General features: G+C 69.2%; 9 protein-coding genes and 1 pseudogene. 6 read left to right on the top strand and 4 right to left on the bottom strand.

The genetic code is table 11. The features are described 5' to 3' along the window. The first annotated feature begins 20 nt into the window (after window positions 1-20). Window positions 21-2,942: a DEAD/DEAH box helicase gene (locus ACIP84_RS31815; RefSeq protein ID WP_401802568.1), complete on the top strand. Its 2,922-nt coding sequence runs from the start codon at window positions 21-23 to the stop codon at window positions 2,940-2,942. Next, on the top strand, window positions 2,942-7,102 hold the full coding sequence (locus ACIP84_RS31810; RefSeq protein ID WP_401802565.1) for an Eco57I restriction-modification methylase domain-containing protein: 4,161 nt from the start codon (window positions 2,942-2,944) through the stop codon (window positions 7,100-7,102). Before ACIP84_RS31815 ends, ACIP84_RS31810 begins: the two co-directional genes overlap by 1 nt. Before the next feature lie 42 nt (window positions 7,103-7,144). Here ACIP84_RS31810 and ACIP84_RS31805 read toward each other — a convergent pair whose 3' ends face one another. Next, entirely contained in the window at window positions 7,145-7,330 is a 186-nt protein-coding gene (locus ACIP84_RS31805) for a DUF397 domain-containing protein (protein WP_401802562.1), read from the bottom strand. After that, complete coding sequence (locus tag ACIP84_RS31800) at window positions 7,327-8,166, bottom strand: helix-turn-helix domain-containing protein (protein ID WP_401802560.1); 840 nt, start codon at window positions 8,164-8,166, stop codon at window positions 7,327-7,329. The genes ACIP84_RS31805 and ACIP84_RS31800 overlap by 4 nt, the downstream gene beginning before the upstream one ends. Between ACIP84_RS31800 and ACIP84_RS31795 the strand changes: the two are divergent. After that, a pseudogene (locus ACIP84_RS31795) lies at window positions 8,165-8,638 on the top strand (ATP-binding protein); the annotation flags it as partial. The gene ACIP84_RS31800 and the pseudogene ACIP84_RS31795 overlap by 2 nt on opposite strands. A gap of 150 nt (window positions 8,639-8,788) precedes the next feature. Here the strand turns inward: ACIP84_RS31795 and ACIP84_RS31790 are convergent. Then, the gene (locus ACIP84_RS31790; protein WP_401802557.1) at window positions 8,789-10,897 is read right to left on the bottom strand and encodes a DUF2786 domain-containing protein; all 2,109 of its coding nucleotides are present in this window, start codon (window positions 10,895-10,897) and stop codon (window positions 8,789-8,791) included. A gap of 265 nt (window positions 10,898-11,162) precedes the next feature. On the opposite strand from ACIP84_RS31790, the gene ACIP84_RS31785 reads away from it, so the two are divergent. From ACIP84_RS31785 to ACIP84_RS31775, 3 genes are read left to right on the top strand one after another with little or no spacing between them, the layout of a single operon-like run. Next, window positions 11,163-13,010, top strand: a complete 1,848-nt coding sequence (locus tag ACIP84_RS31785) for a DUF4357 domain-containing protein (protein WP_401802554.1) — start codon at window positions 11,163-11,165, stop codon at window positions 13,008-13,010. Continuing rightward, window positions 13,010-14,218, top strand: a complete 1,209-nt coding sequence (locus tag ACIP84_RS31780) for an McrC family protein (RefSeq protein WP_401802620.1) — start codon at window positions 13,010-13,012, stop codon at window positions 14,216-14,218. Before ACIP84_RS31785 ends, ACIP84_RS31780 begins: the two co-directional genes overlap by 1 nt. Window positions 14,219-14,258: 40 nt before the next feature. Beyond that, the gene (locus tag ACIP84_RS31775) at window positions 14,259-16,400 is read left to right on the top strand and encodes a UvrD-helicase domain-containing protein (protein WP_401802551.1); all 2,142 of its coding nucleotides are present in this window, start codon (window positions 14,259-14,261) and stop codon (window positions 16,398-16,400) included. Between the two features lie 13 nt (window positions 16,401-16,413). Here the strand turns inward: ACIP84_RS31775 and ACIP84_RS31770 are convergent, their stop codons facing one another. Continuing rightward, window positions 16,414-18,078, bottom strand: coding sequence for an N-6 DNA methylase (locus ACIP84_RS31770; protein ID WP_401802548.1), 1,665 nt, complete (start codon window positions 18,076-18,078; stop codon window positions 16,414-16,416). Window positions 18,079-18,105: the final 27 nt, after the last annotated feature.

The raw sequence follows: 18,105 nt of genomic DNA, 5'->3' as shown, positions 1-18,105 counted from the left end.
ACGAGGACTCGACGATCCACATGACATTCACGTACACGGCCGGATCCCTGGTGACGGCCCGCGGCCGCGAGTGGGTGGTGCTCCCCGAGAGCGCGCCCGATCTGCTGGTGCTGCGTCCGCTGGGCGGCTCCGACGACGACATCGCCGCCGTGTTCCCAGCGTTCGAGAAGGTCAAGGGGGCCGAGTTCGCGGCGCCCGAGGCAGGCGATCTCGGCGACCAGCGTGCGGCCGGGCTTCTTCGTACCGCCCTGCGGATCGGCTTCCGGTCTGGGGCGGGACCATTCCGCTCGCTCGCCGGCATCGCGGTGGAGCCTCGCGCGTACCAGCTGGTGCCGCTCCTCATGGCGCTTCGGCACAAGACGGTCCGGATGCTGATCTCGGACGACGTCGGCATCGGTAAGACCGTCGAGGCAGGCCTGATCGCGAGCGAACTCCTCGCCCAGGGCGAAGCCACGGGTCTGGCCGTGCTCTGCTCGCCCGCGCTCGCCGAGCAGTGGCAGCAGGAGCTGCGCTCCAAGTTCGGCATCGACGCGGAGCTCGTCCTGGCCTCCACGGTCTCCCGCCTCGAACGCGATCTGGACCTGGGCCAGTCGCTCTTCGACCGGCACCCGAACGTGATCGTGTCGACCGATTTCATCAAGTCCCCGCGTCATCGGGACGACTTCGTCCGCCACTGTCCCGACCTGGTGATCGTGGACGAGGCCCACACCTGTGTGGCCGCCGACGACGTGTCCGCCGGTTCGCAGAACCAGCTCCGTTACGAGCTGCTGCGCCGGGTCGCGGAGGACGAGACCCGTCACCTGGTCCTGGTGACGGCGACGCCGCACAGCGGCAAGGAGTCCGCGTTCCGCAACCTCCTCGGCCTGGTCAAGCCGGAACTCGCCCAGGTGAACCTGGAGTCGGAGGCGGGACGCAAACTCCTCGCCCCGCACTTCGTCGCCCGCAAGCGGGCCGACGTGCGCCAGTACCTCACCAAGGAGGATGGGCTCGGCGACGACAGCCTGGCCGAACGGACCGCGTTCCCCTCGGACCGCTACTCCAAGGACGAAGCGTACAAGCTGTCCCCCGCCTACCGGGCCCTGCTCGACGACGCCATCGCCTATGCGAGCGACCGGGTCGAAGCGGCGGGCACCCAGGGCAAGCGGGAGGCCCGGATCGCCTGGTGGTCGGCGATCGCCCTGCTGCGCTCCCTGGTGTCCTCGCCCCGGGCGGCGTCCCAGACCCTGCGCACGCGCTCGGCGGCGGCCGTGGCCGCGTCCGCCGAGGAGGCCGACCGGCTCGGCGCCCCCCTCACCAGTGACGCCGCCGACAGCGACAGCCTGGAGGGCATGGACGTGGCCCCCGGCGCGGAGACCGACGAGGCCGGCGCTCGTCTGGCCGAACTCGCCGACCGCGCGGCCGCGTTGGAAGGGACGGAGCAGGACCTCAAGCTCAAGGCCCTGATCAAGCACCTCAAGGCGCTGCTCGCCGACGGCTACCACCCGATCGTCTTCTGCCGCTACATCCCGACGGCCGAGTACGTGGCGGAGAAGCTTAGGGACAAGGGCGGGATCAAGGCCACTGTCGAGGCCGTCACCGGCACGCTCTCGCCCCAGCAGCGCATCGAGCGGATCGAGAAGCTCGCCGAGCAGGCGGGCGACGACCCCGCCGCCCGCCGCGTCCTGGTCGCTACCGACTGCCTCTCCGAGGGCGTCAACCTCCAGCACTACTTCGACGCTGTCGTCCACTACGACCTCGCCTGGAACCCGACCCGCCACGACCAGCGGGAAGGCCGTGTCGACCGCTACGGCCAGCGGCGCGACGCGGTCCGCGTCATCACCCTGTACGGCGCGGACAACGGGATCGACGGCAACGTCCTAAAGGTGCTGATCAAGAAGCACCGGCAGATCCAGAAGGACCTGGGCATCTCCGTGTCCGTACCGGACGAGACGTCCACGGGCGTCACGGACGCGATCGTCGAGTGGCTGCTCATGCGGGGCCGAGAGGACCAGGACGCGCTGTTCGGCGCGGACGCGTTCAGAGTGAGCACGGCTCAGCTGGAGAGCGACTGGAACTCGGCCGCCGAGCGCGAGAAGGAGTCCCGCTCGCGGTTCGCCCAGCGCTCCATCCACCCCGAGGAGGTGGCCCGGGAGGTCGTCGCGATCCGCGAGGCCCTGGGCGGCGCGGGCGAGATCCGCAGCTTCGTACGTCACTCACTCCAGGCCCTGAACGCGGTCCTGCGCGACAGCGGCGAGGACTTCACCGCGCAGGTCGGCGGCACACCCGCCGGGCTGCGGGACGCGCTCGCGCCGCTCGTGGGCCTGGACACGGTCGACAAGGACCGACCCATTCTCTTCCGCTCCGACCCGGCCGTAGGACGTGGCGAGGCGGCTCTGGTCCGCACCGACCCGGTGGTCGGCGCGCTCGCCGCGCACGTGCTGAACACCGCCCTCGACCCGGAGGCGGACGGCGCCCGGCCGGCCCGCCGCTGCGGCGTCATCAAGACGGACGCGGTGACCACCCGGACGACGCTCCTCCTCGTCCGCTTCCGCTTCCACCTCACGCTGCCGTCCCGCAGCGGCGAGAAGCAGCTCATCGCCGAGGACACCCGACTCGTCGCCTTCCAGGGGTCCCCGAAGAACGCGGTGTGGCTGGGGCAGCAAGAAGCGGTGGAGCTCCTCGACGCCTCGGCGACGGAGAACACCGCCCCGCACTTCGGTGAGCGCACCATGACCAACATCCTCGACCAGCTTCCGAGCGTGACCGACCACGTGGCGGCGTACGGTGACGAACTGGCCGCCGAGCTCGACGCCTCGCACCGCCGCGTGCGCGCCGCGTCGGGCGAGATCGTCCGCGGCCTGACGGTCACGGCCCAGAAGCCCGCCGACATCCTCGGCACGTACGTCTACCTGCCCGCTGCTCCCGCCGCCGTCGCGGCCGCTTCCGCCGGAGTGTCCGCCTGATGTCCTCCACGAACCGCAACCAGGTGTTCACCGCCGTCCACACGGTCGGCGCGCTGCTGCCGGCCGACATGCTGGTCCGCATCTCCGAGGCCAAGTCCACCAAGGACCTGCGGGGTCTGGCCCCCTCCGACTACCGCATCGCCGGCTCCCGGTCCGTCCGTGACGAGGCCGAGCGCCACTGGGACAACCTCAAGTCGCTCTGGCGCGAGCTGCGCGAGAAGCTGCCTGTCGAACCCGAGGCGTCGGTACGCGCCGACAGCACCGGCTACGCCCGCGCCAACTGGGTGGAGCCCCTGTTCGAAGCGCTGGGCTTCGGTCGCCTCAGCCCCGTCGGGGCGGACGGCATCGTCGCCTCCGACGGCAGCAGGACCTGGGCGGTCAGCCACCGCCGCGACAACACGCTCGTGCACATCACCGCCTGGGACACCAAGTTCGACAAGCGCCAGGGCGCCGGAGTGGCGGCTCCGCAGTCACTCCTCCAGGAGGCGCTGAACCGCACGGACCCGCACATCTGGGCCCTGCTGACGAACGGCCGCAAGCTCCGCCTGCTGCGCGACTCCAACGCCCTCGCCACCACGTCGTACGTCGAGTTCGACCTGGAAGCGATCTTCGACGGCGAACTGTTCAGCGAGTTCGTCCTGCTGTACCGGCTGCTGCACGCCTCCCGGTTCAGCTCCCCGGACGGCGCCGCGACGCAGTGGAACTGCTGGCTGGAAGTCTGGCGGGACGCGGCGATCCGCCTCGGAGCGCGCTTCCTGGACGACATAAGCGAAGGCGTACGGCTGGCGCTCAAGGAGCTCGGTACGGGGTTCCTGAAGCACCCGGCCAACGCCGCCGCCGTACGGAGCGGCCTTGACGCCGGCGCCTTCCACGGCGCCCTTCTGAGGCTCGTCTATCGTTTGCTTTTCGTCTTCGTGGCCGAGGACCGCGACGCCCTGCACCCGCGGGAGACAAGCCCGGAGGCCCGGCAGCGCTACGCGGCCTATTTCTCCACCTCCCGTCTGCGTGAGCACTCCCGCCGCCGCCGTGGCACCTCCCACACGGACCGGTACCAGGCCCTTTCCCTGGTCCTGGACGCGCTCGGCGACGAGGCTGGACGTCCGGAACTCGGGCTGCCGGGGCTTGGCGGCCTTTTCGACGCGACGAACGCGGACGCCCCTCTGCGCGGGATGAGCCTCTCCAACGAGTACCTGCTCGCCGCCATACGGCATCTCTCGGTCGTACGGGACACAGAGGCCGGCCGGTTGCGGAAGGTCGACTACCGCACGCTGGACGCCGAGGAACTGGGCGCGATCTACGAATCGCTGCTCGCCCTCGTCCCCAAGTACAGCGCCGAGAACAGCTCCTTCGAACTGGTTGTACGAGCCGGGAACGAGCGCAAGAAGACCGGCTCGTACTACACCCCGAGCTCCCTCGTCGACGTCCTCCTCGACTCGACGCTCGACCCGGTGATCGACAAGGCCCAGGAGCGCGGCGAGCGGCGAGCCGCCGAAGCCCGTCAGACGGGCACGGAAGCGGCCGAGACGGTGATCGCCGAGCTGCTGTCCCTGACCGTCTGCGATCCGGCGTGCGGCTCGGGCCACTTCCTGGTCGCTGCGGCACGGCGTATCGCCAAGCGGGTGGCGGCGGTTCGTCACAACACGCCGGAGCCGACGCCGGAGAGCGTGCGGCACGCCCTGCACGAGGTCGTGGCGAAGTGCGTGTACGGCGTCGACCTCAACCCGATGGCCGTGGAACTGGCCAAGGTGTCGCTGTGGATGGAGGCACTGGAACCGGGCAAGGCGCTCGGCTTCCTCGACGCGCACGTCAAGTTGGGGAACGGCCTGATCGGGGCGACGCCGGCGCTGCTGCGGGGCGGGATCCCCGAGGAGGCGTTCAAGGCGGTGGAGGGTGACGACGCCGCAGTCGCCCGCAGGTGGCAGCGGGAGAACAAGGAGCAGCACAAGGGCGTCTTCACGCTGGACGCCACGGAAGCCGCCATGGTGAGCGTGACGAACGCGAAGTTCGCCTCGGAACTGCGGACTCTCGTGGACAGCTCGCCGACAGATAAGTTGGGCCAGGTCCGGGCGCTTGCGGAGCGCTACCACCTGTGGGAGCAGTCCCCCGCCTACATCAACGCCCTTCAGATCGCCGATGCCTGGTGCGCCGCGTTCATGTGGGAGAAGACGGACACGGCGCCGGCGCCGGTCACCCAGGGCGTGTTCAAGTCGCTCCAGTCCCAGGAGGGCGAGGGGGCGGGCGCGCTGGAGGAGACGCATCGAGAGATCGTCCGGCTGAGCCAGGAGTACCGATTCTTCCACTGGCACCTGGAGTTCCCCGAGGTCTTCAACGTTCCGGAGGACCCGACGGCGGACGGGGTCGACCCGGTGACGGGGTGGGCGGGGGGCTTCAGCTGTGTGCTGGGGAACCCGCCGTGGGACAGGCTCGAATTCGAGGACAAGAAATACTTCAGCGGAATCGATCACACGATCGCCGAGATCTCCGGAGATACAGCCCGCAGGCGGCGCATCGAAGAATGGATGGGGGAAAGCTCCGAGAACAGCGAGCGGTACCTGGCTGCGCGGCGCAAACTTAGGTCTACGTTCATGTTTGCGGGAGTTTCCGGGGTGTTCCCTCTGTGCGCAAAGGGACTCACGCTGGGGGGCGTAACCAAGCTCCAGGTGGACCAGCTGTTCACCGAGCGCTTCGTGTCCGTGACAGCGCCAGAGGGGCGGTGCGGAACAGTCGTTCCCACACAGATTGCCACCGGCGCAGGTGCCCAATTCCTGTTCCAGGACCTCACGAGGCGGGGCGCACTGAAGCACCTGTACGACTTCGAAAACGGCAAGCGGGAGAGATTGTTTCCGGCAGTTCACTCCAGCTACCAGTTCTCGCTGATCTCGCTGACCGGTCGCAACATGAGGGAGGAGGCCGCACAGTTCGCGTTCTTCCTGGGACACCCGGACGAACTTGCCGACGGTGAAGCCGCCTTCCCCCTGTCACCCGACGAGATCAGCCTCATCAACCCCAACACAGGAACGCTTCCCGTCTTTCGTACTCGCCGGGACGCAGATCTAACGGCAGACATCCAAAGGCGCATCCCTGTCCTGGTCAACGAGCAGCACGCTCAAGGAAACCCATGGCATCTCACGTTCAAGTATCTCTTCCGCAGCGCCAACGACGCAGACCTCTACCAGGGCCGTGCAGTGCTGGAGCGCGAGGGATGGCAGCTCGATGGCTATACCTTCATTCGCGACAACGAACGGATGCTGCCGCTATTTGAGGGCAAGATGGCACACCATTTCGACCACAGGTGGAACCGGTACTACGGGGCTGGCGAGAACGATTACGAGGCCGTCGCACCTGAAGAGAAGAACGACCCCCATGGCGTGGCGTTGCCCCGCAATTGGGTCTTGGCGAATGACGAAATCCTCACCGTACGCAAAGGGAAGCAGGTCACCGTACCTGGCATTAACCTACGGTTGGGCGACTGGAGGCGTGACTGGCTCCTTGGGTGGCGAGATGTCGCCCGGACGACCGATGAGCGGACTGCCATTCCAGCGCTGCTTCCGAAGGTGGGAGTCGGCCACACCTTCCCGCTCATGCTCCCCTCGGTTTCGGTCGATCTTGCGGTGGCGCTGGTCGCCGCCCAAAGCTCTTTGGTCTTCGACTTCGTGGCCCGCCAGAAGGTCGGCGGCATCCACATGGCTTTGATGACCTGGAAGCAGCTCCCCGTCCCGCACCCGGACGACTTGGGCCCCCATACCGCCTTCGCCACCCCACGGGTGCTGGAACTCGTCTACTCCTCCTGGGAGATGGAACCCCTGGCTCGCGACCTCGGTGACACCGGCGCCCCATTCGCCTGGAACGAAGACCGCCGCACTCAGATCCGCGCCGAGCTCGACGCGTACTTCTTCCACCTCTATGGGGTCTCTCGCGAGGACGCCGACTACATCCTGGAGTCATTCCAAACCGACAAGCAGGGCGGTCTGAAGAACAACGAGATCGGCAAGTACGGCGAGTACCGCACCAAGCGTCTTGTCCTCGCCGAGTACGACCGCATGGCCGAGGCCGGTCTCACCATGGAGACGCCCCTGATCGACGGCAAGAATTACACGTCGACCCTCACCCCGCCCCCGGGCCAGGGCCCTCGACACGAGGCCCGGCCCGAGGCCGGCTGAGCCGTCGCCGCAGCGCGGCTGGGCCCACCGAGACAAGGGAGCTCAGCCGCGCGCGGCGTACCGTACGAAGTGCGTCCAGCTGTCGTGGCCGACAGAGAAATCGGGGCGGGTGAGGTCCTTGGAGTCGCGCACGTGGATGGCCTGTTCGGCGAGGGCCACCTCCACGCAGCTGTCCCCCTGACTGCCCCTGTAGCTGGACTCGAACCAGAAGCGTTCCGTCATACTCATAGCTCTCCTCGCAGTCGCTCCAGCAGACCCCGCGATTCCTGGGGGTTCAGGGCCTGCGAGCGCAGTGTGTCATAGCGCTGCTGAAGGAGACTCACCTCTTTCGGGTCGCCGATCAGTCGTCCGTTCTGCTGCCCTTCGGAGTACGCAAGACGGCGACCTGCGGGCGTTTCGAGTAGCTGTACCGGCCCGTCCAGACACGCATGCAACCCGACTTCCTGCGGGATGATCTTGAGCGCCACATTGCGCAGCGCAGTCCGCTCAAGAACGTAGTCGAGCAGCTCCCGCACCCTCTCCACGTCACCGAACCGGCGCCGGAAGACGTGCTCCTCCACGATGAAGCTGAACGGGACGGTCTGTCGCTCGCCCAGCATTTTCTGACGCTCAAGCCGCGCAGCGACGAGCACCTCCACCTGCTCGTCCGGCACCAGCGGAACGGTGCCCTCGAACACTGCCCTCGCGTACGCCTCCGACTGCAACAACCCCGGCACCAGCCTGCACTCATACGTACACAGCCTCACCGCCACCCGCTCCAGCCGAGCCCACCGCCTGAACCACGCCGCAAGGCCCGGCTCTCCCCGCGACAGGTGCTGCGACGACTTCCTCAGCGCGCCCGTGTTGCCGGTCGCCTCCTCCGCCCGCTCCACGAACACCTCGTCCGGCATGCGACGGCCCCGCTCCACCGACTCCACGGCGTGCTTGGAGAACCGGACCTGCGTCCCGAAGTCCACCCTGCTCAGCCCCGCGTGCTCCCTCAGGGCCTGGACGACCGCCCCGAACGTCCGCAGGCTGTCGGAGGGGTCCGGCTTCCGCTCCCCGTCGTCGCCGTACACCGCCATGTACAGCCACCTCCACGTGCGCACCCCGCGAGCCCTCCCCCGCGACGGATTCACCCAGAGTGACGGCCGACGCTCCGTACTGTCTACCCAGTGTGCCCGTACGCTGACCTTGCGTACGGAGTGGGTTGCTCGCGTACGACCCTGCGCGGCCACCACCGTGGTCACCATGAACCGCACAGCAACTCAATCACCTGCCGGTGAAACCATGTTCAGTCAGCTGCTCCCCGGCACTCGCAGGGGCGCCCGGCTCGCCCGGCTGCTCGCGGGGACGGAGCTCCGCACCTGGGCCATTCCGCTTGACGTCACCGAGCGTGCCGAGCAGATCGTCGCCGAGCTCGCCGCCAACGCGGTTCTGCACGGACGGGTGCCGGGGCGTGGATTCCGGCTCCGGCTGCTGCTCGGCGGCACACCCCGCGCCCTTCACATCGAGGTCACCGACGCGCGGGGTGACCGTCTGCCGGCGCTGCCTGAGGGGCTGACCGACGGTGAGGGCGGTCGGGGGCTCCTGCTGGTGGGCGGGCTCGCCGACCGGTGGGGGGCCGGTGGGGGGCCGTGCCCTTCCCGCCGGGCGGCAAGACGGTGTGGGCCGCGATCTTCCTGGCCCGCGGCCCTTCGTCCGGTCTCAATGGGTGAGCTGGTCCATGTCCTCCTCGTCGACCAATACCTGCCCGCCGATCTCGGCGTGTTTCCCGTCGGCCACCCCCTGCCAGTAGCCCGTGCCCTTGAACTTGGGCGGGCGGGCCTTGCTGAGCTTCGGGTAGCGGGCGGAGACCTGGGCCTCGACGACGGCGGACCGGTCCGCGAGGACCAGGGCCACGCTGCGTCCGGCCGAGTCCGCTCCCGGGGAGTCGGTCTGCTGCTCGGCGTCGGCGGCCGCCCTCGCCGCCCGCTGGGCCTCGCCAATACGTGTGGTGACCTCGCGGATGAAGCCGAGCATCCAGGACCGCTTGTACGCGCGCGCGTCCTCGCCCTCCGGCCGGTGCCGGAAATCCGCGGCGTCCGCCCCGCTCAACATCTGGAGGCGCAGGGAGGTGAACAGAACCTCGGTCGCGTGGAGGTCCGCCTCGAAGCCGAAGAGATGCACTCGGTGCCGGTTGTCCTTGCCGCCGGGGTACACGGCACTGCACCGCATCTCACCCGCGATCCAGCTCAGCAGCCGCCTGGCCTCCTTCACGTACGGGGGATACACATCGACGACCTTGTCGACCGGCTTGCCCGGATCGGAGTCGTCTTCGAGCATGGCCTGCTCGATCCCGTACTTGGCCATCAGCTCGGTGGCCTTGTCGAGGAACGTCCGGGCCTCCTGCTCCGTGACGCTCGAGTCCTCGGCCTGCCGGAGCAGCGCCCTGACCCTTCCGAGCAGAGCGGCCGGCAGCCCCCCGGCGGGACGCACGACGGGTTCCTCGGGCGTTCGGCGCTCCTCCGGCCCGTCACCTTCGTCCGCATCCGGTTCCGCGCCGTCACCCTCGTCGTCCTGCCGGGTGATCGCGTCCGCCAGGTCGTCGGGCTCGGGAGCGAGTACCTCAAGGGCCGCCAGCGCCCACTTCCGCCAGGCCAGGGCGTCCTCCTCCCGAACGCGGGCGAGGACCGTGCGCAGCCGCTGAACTCCCCCGTCGGCCCCCACCACGAGGAACTCCAGGCGGGCGTAGCCGAGTCTCGCGACGGCCAGCAGTGCGCTGAGGTCGAACGCGCTGTCGCCGTCGTAGCGGACGTCGATTCCAGGCTCGGGGTACCACTCGGACTCGCCTCCCGTATCCCACATGCCGCTGGGGAAGAGGTCGAAGGACTCTTGCGCGGACTCGACACCGGTCCTGACACGCAGGACAGAATTTGACGGCGTCCCGGAGTATGCCTTCGCCGCCGCTCTCTCCTGGGGCGAAGTGACGATGTGGTACCAGACTGGCAGTGAGCCCTCCATCCCGTGCCAGGTGGTCCCGCCCCGTTCCGCCAGTTCCGTCGCCCGCAGATCGACCTCGGCGTCGTCCGGGTCTTCGCCCTGCCAGTCGAGGAAGTCGAGGAAGGAGCCCAGGTAGTCGGCGGCGGAACGCCCCGGACCATGCCTGCTGTCGCTCAGGAGAGCGCGCTCGCAGCCGGGCAGCGCATCGATCACGGGCTGGAGGACGACGGACATGTACCTCTTGACGGCCTCGGAGAGCTCCACGAGGAAGGCGCGCGTCGCTTCCGAGCCCTTCGCCTGCTGCTTGCGTCGCCAGACTTCGAGCTCATGGACGCACGCCTGCTGCTCGGCCAGCCACGCCAGGTGCCGGGCGCCCTGGAGGTGCTCCTCGCGCAGGAGGACGGCGTCCTGGACCATCGCGGCCGTCTCCGGTGCATCGAGCACGGCCCGCGCGAGGAGCCTCAGCGGTTCGGGCTCGTGGGTGAAGAACTCCGCCAGGGTCACGAGGTCCCAGCCGTGGCGGCGGGGTGCCCGCTCGGGACGGTCGAGGGAATCGTCCCACCGCACATCCGCCGACCAGCGTGAACTCCATTCGGCGAGGTCCCGCTCCGTGTCACCGGTGCCAGGCTGGTTCCGTCCCCACCACCACAGCAGCATCTCCTCCCAGGCCCTGGCGTTCCAGGACCACAGGGCGGGCTCGTCACCCGGGGCGAGGCGGGCACGCAGTCCCCGCACCGAATCCGTCAAGTCGTGGGGGTGGGCACCCGGGATGAGCCGTTCCAGCCAGCGAACCGTGTCACCCACGGACTGTGCCCGCGCCTGGTCCGCTGCCACTCGCGCGATGGTGGCCGCCGCCACGCCCCGCTGATCGCCAAGATCAGGAGGAAGCAGCTCGTACAACTGGGCTCCATCCCTCTGCAGGACCTTCGCAAGGTCCTGAACGCGGGCTTCCAGCCACTCCTGCCGGGTCTCCCTGAAGGCGCCCTCCGCCCGTGATTCCAGGCCTCGATAACTCATGCGTCCCCTCCCCCGGGGCTTCCCGCCCCCACCGGACAGCCCCCTGCTGTCAGTGCGGCCGCCTAGTCTTCCTTACGGATCAATGTCTACGGACGGGGAGGCCGCGACCATGGCCGAGGAGTATCCGGAGTTTCTCCTGCGGCTGCCGAACGGCGGACCGGTGGCACGCGGGCGGCAGACGAACGAGATGGGGACGAACGGCAGCCGTAAGTTCTTCATCGGGCAGGGACAGCCGGCCCGAAGGGACGTCGCAGCCTCGTTCGCAGCCCGGGCGACGTCGGCCTTCACTAAGCGCGAGCAGTTGATCAGCCACGGCATGATCAAACCGTCGAATACCTGGCCCGGCTGTCTTGAGACGGCGGAAGACCTCGTCTTCAACTCCCCCTCCGAAGCCGCGTCCGTCCTCACCGGCAGCAGCCTCAACGGCTGGGCCGCCTGGAGGACCGAGGACGGCCGCCCGCTCGGCGACTTCATGCCTGGCGCGTCGTGGGGCCCCAACCGCGCCTGGCTGGTACGCGGCTCCAATGTCACCGGTCTCGACCTCGTGCGCCGCATGTGGCTGCCGGAGGAGCGGGTGACCCTGGCGGCACCCCGGCTGCGCCAGGGTGTCGAGCAGGGCATCAGCAAGGAGCAGGTGCGCGCCTTCGTCGAGGAGGACTACGAGTCCACGGCGACCTACGGCCAGAAGCAGCAGCTGACCGACGAAGTGCACGCTTTCCTGTCCCGGATGAAGGAGGGCGACACCGTCTGCACCATTTCCGACGGGCGTCTCTACGTCGGTCAAATCACCGGTGAGGTGCAGCAGACCGAATCCGAGGACCTTCGGTCCAACCTCCGCCGACCGGTGTCGTGGCAGGACGTCAGTCACCCGTACGACGAGCTCCCCGGGGAGCTGAGGCAGAAACTGTCCCACCAGCACGACATCGTGGAACTCACCTCCGTCCAGGCGGTGATCGACGGACTCGGCCTGACCGACGAGGAGCTGGCCGACGAGGCCGAGGCCATAGAACGCGACCCGAGCATGGAGCTTCCCGCACTCACCGTGCGACGGGATCTGGAGCTGCCGGAACCGACGGACGCGCTGGCAGCGGAGCTCCTGGTGCACGACACGGAGTGGCTGCGTGAGGTGCGTGACCTCCTCTGGGACGAAAAGCAGTTGGTGCTCTACGGGCCGCCCGGCACCGGCAAGACGTACCTCGCGCTGAAGCTGGCGGAGTTCCTGGGGGGCGGGCCCGAGCAAGTGAAACTGGTTCAGTTCCACCCCTCGTACGCCTATGAGGACTTCGTGGAAGGCATCCGCCCCAAGGAGGACCCCACGACCGGCGAGGTCGCCTTCCGGCTGACCGCGGGGCCCCTCAGGGATCTGGCCGACCACGCCAGCAAGGAGGGCAACCGCCATATCCCGCACTTCCTGATCATCGACGAGCTCAACCGGGCCAACCTGGCGAAGGTCTTCGGCGAGCTGTACTTCCTCCTGGAGTATCGGGACAGTGGCGTCCAGCTGCCCTACTCCGGCGACGACTTCGCGCTGCCGCCCAACCTGTTCGTCATCGGCACGATGAACACGGCCGACCGTTCGATCGCGCTCGTCGACGCTGCGATGCGGCGCCGTTTCGCGTTCGTGGAGCTCTCCCCGCGAACCGAGCCGACCAGCGGGCTGCTGCGCCGCTGGCTCACGTCCCAGGAGAAGGAATCCGAGCCGGCCGATCTGCTGGATGCCCTCAACTCCCGTATCGAGGACCCCGATTTCCGGATCGGCCCCTCGTACCTGATGAAGAAGGGCGTGTACCGGGACGGCGGCCTGGAGCGGACCTGGCGGACGAAGATCCTTCCCCTCCTCGAAGAGCACCACTACGGCGAGGGCGTCGACATCGAGAAGCGGTACGGGCTGGGGGCTCTGCGGCAGTCGCTCCCGGAGCCGCCCGCGTGATCGCCACCGTCGAGCTCGTCGAGCATGCGCCCGCCACCGGTCACTTCCTGCCGGACGCGGTCGGGCGGGCCCTCGCGGCTTCCCGGGTCGTGGACGCCTCCCCCGATCCGTACACGCCAGGCAGATGGCTGCTGCGGGCCGGCAGCAAGGTCGGGGCCGTCAGCGTCGACGGTCCGGACCTCGCTTCTCCCGTGACCGTCCGGATCACACCCAAGGTGCCCATCGCCCGGCTGTTCTTCCTGCTCGGCTACAGCCTCGATCCCCGCGGCGGCCGGCGTGACGGCCAGGTCGACGTGGCCGAGCACCAGGACCTGCTCCCCGCCCTCGCCCACGCAGTGGAGAGGCAGATCGAGCGGGCGCTGCGGCAAGGGCTGCTCCAGGGGTACCGGGAGACCGAGGAGTCCGCTCTGGTCGTGCGAGGACGGATTCGCGAGACCGACCAGATACGGCGGCGTTTCGGTGCCGCCCTTCCGGTCGAGGTGACATACGACGAGTTCACCACCGACATCGCCGAGAACCGCATCCTGCGGTCCGCGGTCGAGCGACTGCTCCGCCTGCCCGGCGTGCCGCGTGAGGTGCGCCGCCGGCTTCTGCACCACCGGTTGCGGCTCGCCGGCGTCACCCCGATCGTCCGGGGGCAGGTATTGCCCACCTGGCACCCGTCCCGTCTCAACGCGCGATACCAGCAAGCCCTGCACCTCGCCCGTGCCGTCCTGAGCGACGCGTCGCCCGAACACGCGCCGGGCGGGCTGCGCATCGACGGCTACCTGCTCAACATGAACAAACTCTTCGAGGACTTCGTGACGATCGCGCTGCGGGAGTCGCTACGCGGGACGGACTTCGGCTGCCGTCTCCAGGCCTCCCATCATCTCGACGAAGCAGCCGCTATCCGTATGAAGCCCGACCTTGTGCTGTACCGCCCGGACGGCACGCCGTTGGCCGTCGTCGACGCCAAGTACAAGGCAGAGAAGCGCGACGGCTATCCGGGCGCCGACCTATACCAGATGCTGGCCTACTGCACCGCCCTCGGCCTCCCCGAGGGCCACCTCGTCTACTCGAAGGGGAACGAGCCGCACGCGGCTCACCGGGTACGGAACGCCGGCATCGTCATCCATCAGCACGCCCTGGACCTCGACCAGACACCCGCCGCCCTGCTCGCCGACGTCGCTTCCGTATCCCGGCATATGCGTACCGGCCTGTCCGTATGATCGTCGGCTGAGCGTCCGTCCAGGGTGGGGAGTCCACGTCGTGCCGCAACTCGCTTTCGCCCACAGCTTCTGGGAAAGCTTCGACGTCCTGGAGAAGCCCGTAAAGGCCGGTGTACGCAAGGCGATGGGGAAGTTCCAGCTGCTGACCGTCGCCGAGCTGCACGCGGACAAGGGACTGCACCTGGAGTCCGTGGACAACGCTCGCGATCCCCGCATGCGGACCATCCGCATCAACGACTTCTGGCGGGGCGTCGTCCTCGCACCTGACGACGGCAGCGACGTCTTCCTGCTGGTCAACGTCGTTCCGCATGATGACGCGTACACCTGGGCGGCCAAGCGGCTCTACACCACGAACACGGCGACGCGGGGTCTGGAGGTGCGCAACGTCGTCGCGATCGAGCAACTCACCCCGGCGTTGGAGAAGGCGGCGGCGAGCGCTCCGTCGCTGCTGTTCGCGAACTACTCCGACAAGGTGCTGCGCGACCTCGGCATCGACGAGCAGGTCCTGAGGGCCGTGCGTACCGTCATCGACAAGCCCCAGCTGGAGGCGTTCGGAACGCTGCTGCCGGAGGACCAGTTCGAGGCGCTGCAGTACCTCGCCGAGGGGTTCAGCCCGGACGAGGTCTACCGGGACGTCGTCGCCGTGCGCCGTCCCTCCGACGCCGGCCCGGATCCCGACGAGAGCCTCGCCGTGGTCATCGCCAACACGGCGAGCCGGATCACCCTGGTCACCGGTCCGGAGGAGCTGACGGACGCCCTAAAGAAGCCGTTCGCCGCCTGGCGGGTGTTCCTGCACCCCTCGCAGCGTCGTATCGCCTACCGCGTCTCGTACGCGGGCCCCGTGCAGGTGACCGGTGGGCCGGGCACCGGTAAGACGGTCGTGGCGCTCCACCGGGTCAAGCACCTGCTGTCGCGCACGCCCGACACCCGTGTGTTGCTCACCACGTACACCAACGCCCTCGCCGCCACTCTGCGGGAAAGCCTCTCCCTGCTCCTCGACGGTGACGAGGAGCAGCTGGCCCGGGTGGACGTGACGACGGTGAACGCCTACGCGCACCGCACCGTCACCGGGGCCGACGGCCGGTCGCCGTCGCCCATCGGTGACCGGGACGAGCGGCAGGTGTGGGAGCGGGTGGTCAAGAAGCTGGGCCTGCCGTGGAGCGAGCGGTTCCTCGCCCAGGAGTACCGGCACGTCGTCCTGGCGCAGGACATCCGCGATCTCGACACCTATCGCACCGCGCTGCGGCGGGGCCGGGGAAGTGCGCTCTCCACAACTCGCCGTGAGGAGTTGTGGCCCGCGGTCGAGCTGTTCGAGTCGATCCTGCGCGAGCGCGGGGTGAGCACACACCTTCAGGTGTGTGCCCGGGCCGCCCGCGTCCTCGAGCGGACCGGCCCCGGCTACGACCATGTCGTCGTGGACGAGGCCCAGGACCTGCACCCGGCCCAGTGGCGGGTGCTGCGGGGCGCCGCCGCGCCCGGGAGCGACGACCTGTTTCTCACCGGCGACCCCCACCAGCGGATCTACGACTCCAAGGTGTCCCTCGGATCGCTGGGAATCTCGGTCGCGGGCCGGTCGAACCGCCTGCGTATCAACTACCGGAGTACGGAGGAGATCCTGACCTGGTCCACGGGCGTCCTGACGCCGGTGACCGTCGAGGATCTCGGCGGGCAGGGGGCAGACAGCCTCGCCGGGTACCGCTCCCTGCTGCACGGCCGCATCCCCCAGGTGGAGGAGCACGACTCCGAGTCGGCCGAGGTCGCCGCCCTGGTCGAGCGCGTGAAGCAATGGATCGCTCAGGGCATCCGGCCGTCCGAGATCGGCGTATGTGCCCGCTTCAACCTCCTCCTCGACAGGGCGGCGGAGAAACTGCGCGCGGCGGACATCCCCGTGGTGAAGGTCCGTGACCATCCCGGGCCGGAGTCGGTTGGGGTGCGGCTCGCCACGATGCACGCGATGAAGGGTCTGGAGTTCCGGTGCGTCGGGGTCCTCGGGGCGACGTCGACCGCCTTGCCGTTCTCCCGGGAGGTGACTCCGGCCGCGCTCGACCCGATCCAGCACGCATCGGATCTCCTGCGGGAGCGGTGCCTGCTGTTCGTCGCATGCACGCGCGCCAGGGAGGCACTGTCCGTCTCCTGGACCGGGGTGCCGAGCGAGTTCGTGCCCCGCGCGGCCAGCCGGTGACCGGCCCCGGCGCTCAGTCGACCGGGGCCGGCGGTGGGGTCAGGGCACCGTTCCCCAGGCCGCCCCGGGCCAGCTCCACCGCCTCCCGGCCGAGCTGTGCCACCGCACCCAGCCCCTCCTCGAACTCCTGGAGCTCTCTGAAGGCCTGCCCGTAGCGGCGCTGCACCTCGATGTCCAGCTGCGGGATGCGGGCGCCTCTGCTGTCCAGTCGGTACGTACCGCTGGCGCTGGTGGAGTGGCGGACGTTCGCCGGGCTGCGCAGGAAGCCGCGCAGGTAGTCGGTGTCAAGCTGATCGGTGACGGACACCGGCTCCGTCCCGCCGTACTCCACGAGCCCTGCCCGGGCCAGCTCGGCGACGCCGACCGTCGAGGTGTCAAGGGTTCCGGGGCCCGCGCCCTCGGCAAGTGTGGGCAGCAGCACGGCAAGCCGCTCCAGCTGCTGCTCAAGGCGCGCGCGCAGGGAGTCGTACTCGGCGTGGAAATTGCGGTGCGCCGCCGCGGTGTGCCGGCCGGGCGTGAGATCGACGGCGTCGTCCAGGAGCTCGATCAACGGCACGTCCGCCACCTGGTGCGGGGCGGGCTCCAGCGGTCCGTCCGGGCTGTTCCCGGTCAGGTCGACCAGCCGCACGACACCGGGCGCGTCACCCGGAACCCGCGGCCGTTCGAGCTCCCACACGTGGACGGGAACCGCGTGCGTGGCGGCGGTACCCGCGGGCAGCGCGACGATCCGGGTGAGCAGCCCCCGGCGCACGATCTCGGCACGGATCCGGCGGCCCGCCTTGCGGTACGCGACCGAGGCCGGCATGACCATCAACACGCGGCCGCCCGGAGCGACATGAGAGTAAGCGTGCTGGAGCCATGCCAGTTCACCCTCCGCGCGGGGCGGTGTGCCGAACTCCCAGCGGGGGTCGAGCAGCAGGGACTCCCGGCCCCAGTCGGTGATGCCCACCGGCGGATCGCAGACGACGAGGTCCGCGTGGAGCTCGGGCCACTGGTCACCGGCGAGTGAGTCGCCCGCGGCGACGGTGACGTCCGTACGTCCCGCGAGTTCCGCCCGTAGCTGCGCCAGGCGGGCACGGTGCGGATTGCGGTCCTGGCCGAATCGTTTCGTCCCAGTCTCCGGGCCGACCGCGAGAAGCAGGGTGCCGTTGCCGCAGGCGGGGTCGTACAGCACGGCCCCGGCCGGTACATCGCCCGCGAAGTGGCGCACGGCCCGGACGATGCGCCCCGAGGTGACGTTGTCGGATCCTGCGCGGCCCGCCGAATCGGCAAGCCGAACGACCAGGCCCTCGACCAGCGCGCCCGCGGATTCCGTCCGGGCGAGTTCGTCGGAGAGCCGAGCTGCGTCGGAGGGCAGGGCCGGTGCGGGCTCCTGTCCCGACAGATGGCGGGCGACGTCCGCGACTCCTACGGCGACATCCTCCCCGTAGGCGGCCCGCAACGCCTGCCAGAGCCGCACCTCGGCCGAGATGTCCTGCACCTTGTTCTGCCTCGCCAGCCAGTCCTGCACCTCGTCCAGGGCGAACAGCGGACTATTGACGCCCCCGCCCCGGGGCGAGGGGAAGTCGTCGTAACGCCGACGCCAGTTGGAGACCGCCGCACGCGTCACACCGGCAAGGCGCGCGATCTCGGAACCGGATACGAGCCTTTCCTGCACTGCTGCGTCCCCTTCACTCATACCGTCGAGCGTACACGAGGACCCATT

The sequence above is a fragment of the Streptomyces sp. NPDC088707 genome (genome assembly GCF_044752725.1).
Classification (GTDB): domain Bacteria; phylum Actinomycetota; class Actinomycetes; order Streptomycetales; family Streptomycetaceae; genus Streptomyces.
This window is presented reverse-complemented; position numbering and strand designations above follow the sequence as displayed.

What these genes read in the sequence shown, in the direction of transcription:
- ACIP84_RS31770 (WP_401802548.1), bottom strand. Translation starts at nt 18,078, where the DNA reads ATGAGTGAAGGGGACGCAGCAGTGCAGGAAAGGCTCGTATCCGGTTCC.
- ACIP84_RS31785 (WP_401802554.1), top strand. Translation starts at nt 11,163, where the DNA reads ATGTCTACGGACGGGGAGGCCGCGACCATGGCCGAGGAGTATCCGGAG.
- ACIP84_RS31805 (WP_401802562.1), bottom strand. Translation starts at nt 7,330, where the DNA reads ATGAGTATGACGGAACGCTTCTGGTTCGAGTCCAGCTACAGGGGCAGT.
- ACIP84_RS31815 (WP_401802568.1), top strand. Translation starts at nt 21, where the DNA reads ATGACATTCACGTACACGGCCGGATCCCTGGTGACGGCCCGCGGCCGC.
- ACIP84_RS31800 (WP_401802560.1), bottom strand. Translation starts at nt 8,166, where the DNA reads ATGGCGGTGTACGGCGACGACGGGGAGCGGAAGCCGGACCCCTCCGAC.
- ACIP84_RS31810 (WP_401802565.1), top strand. Translation starts at nt 2,942, where the DNA reads ATGTCCTCCACGAACCGCAACCAGGTGTTCACCGCCGTCCACACGGTC.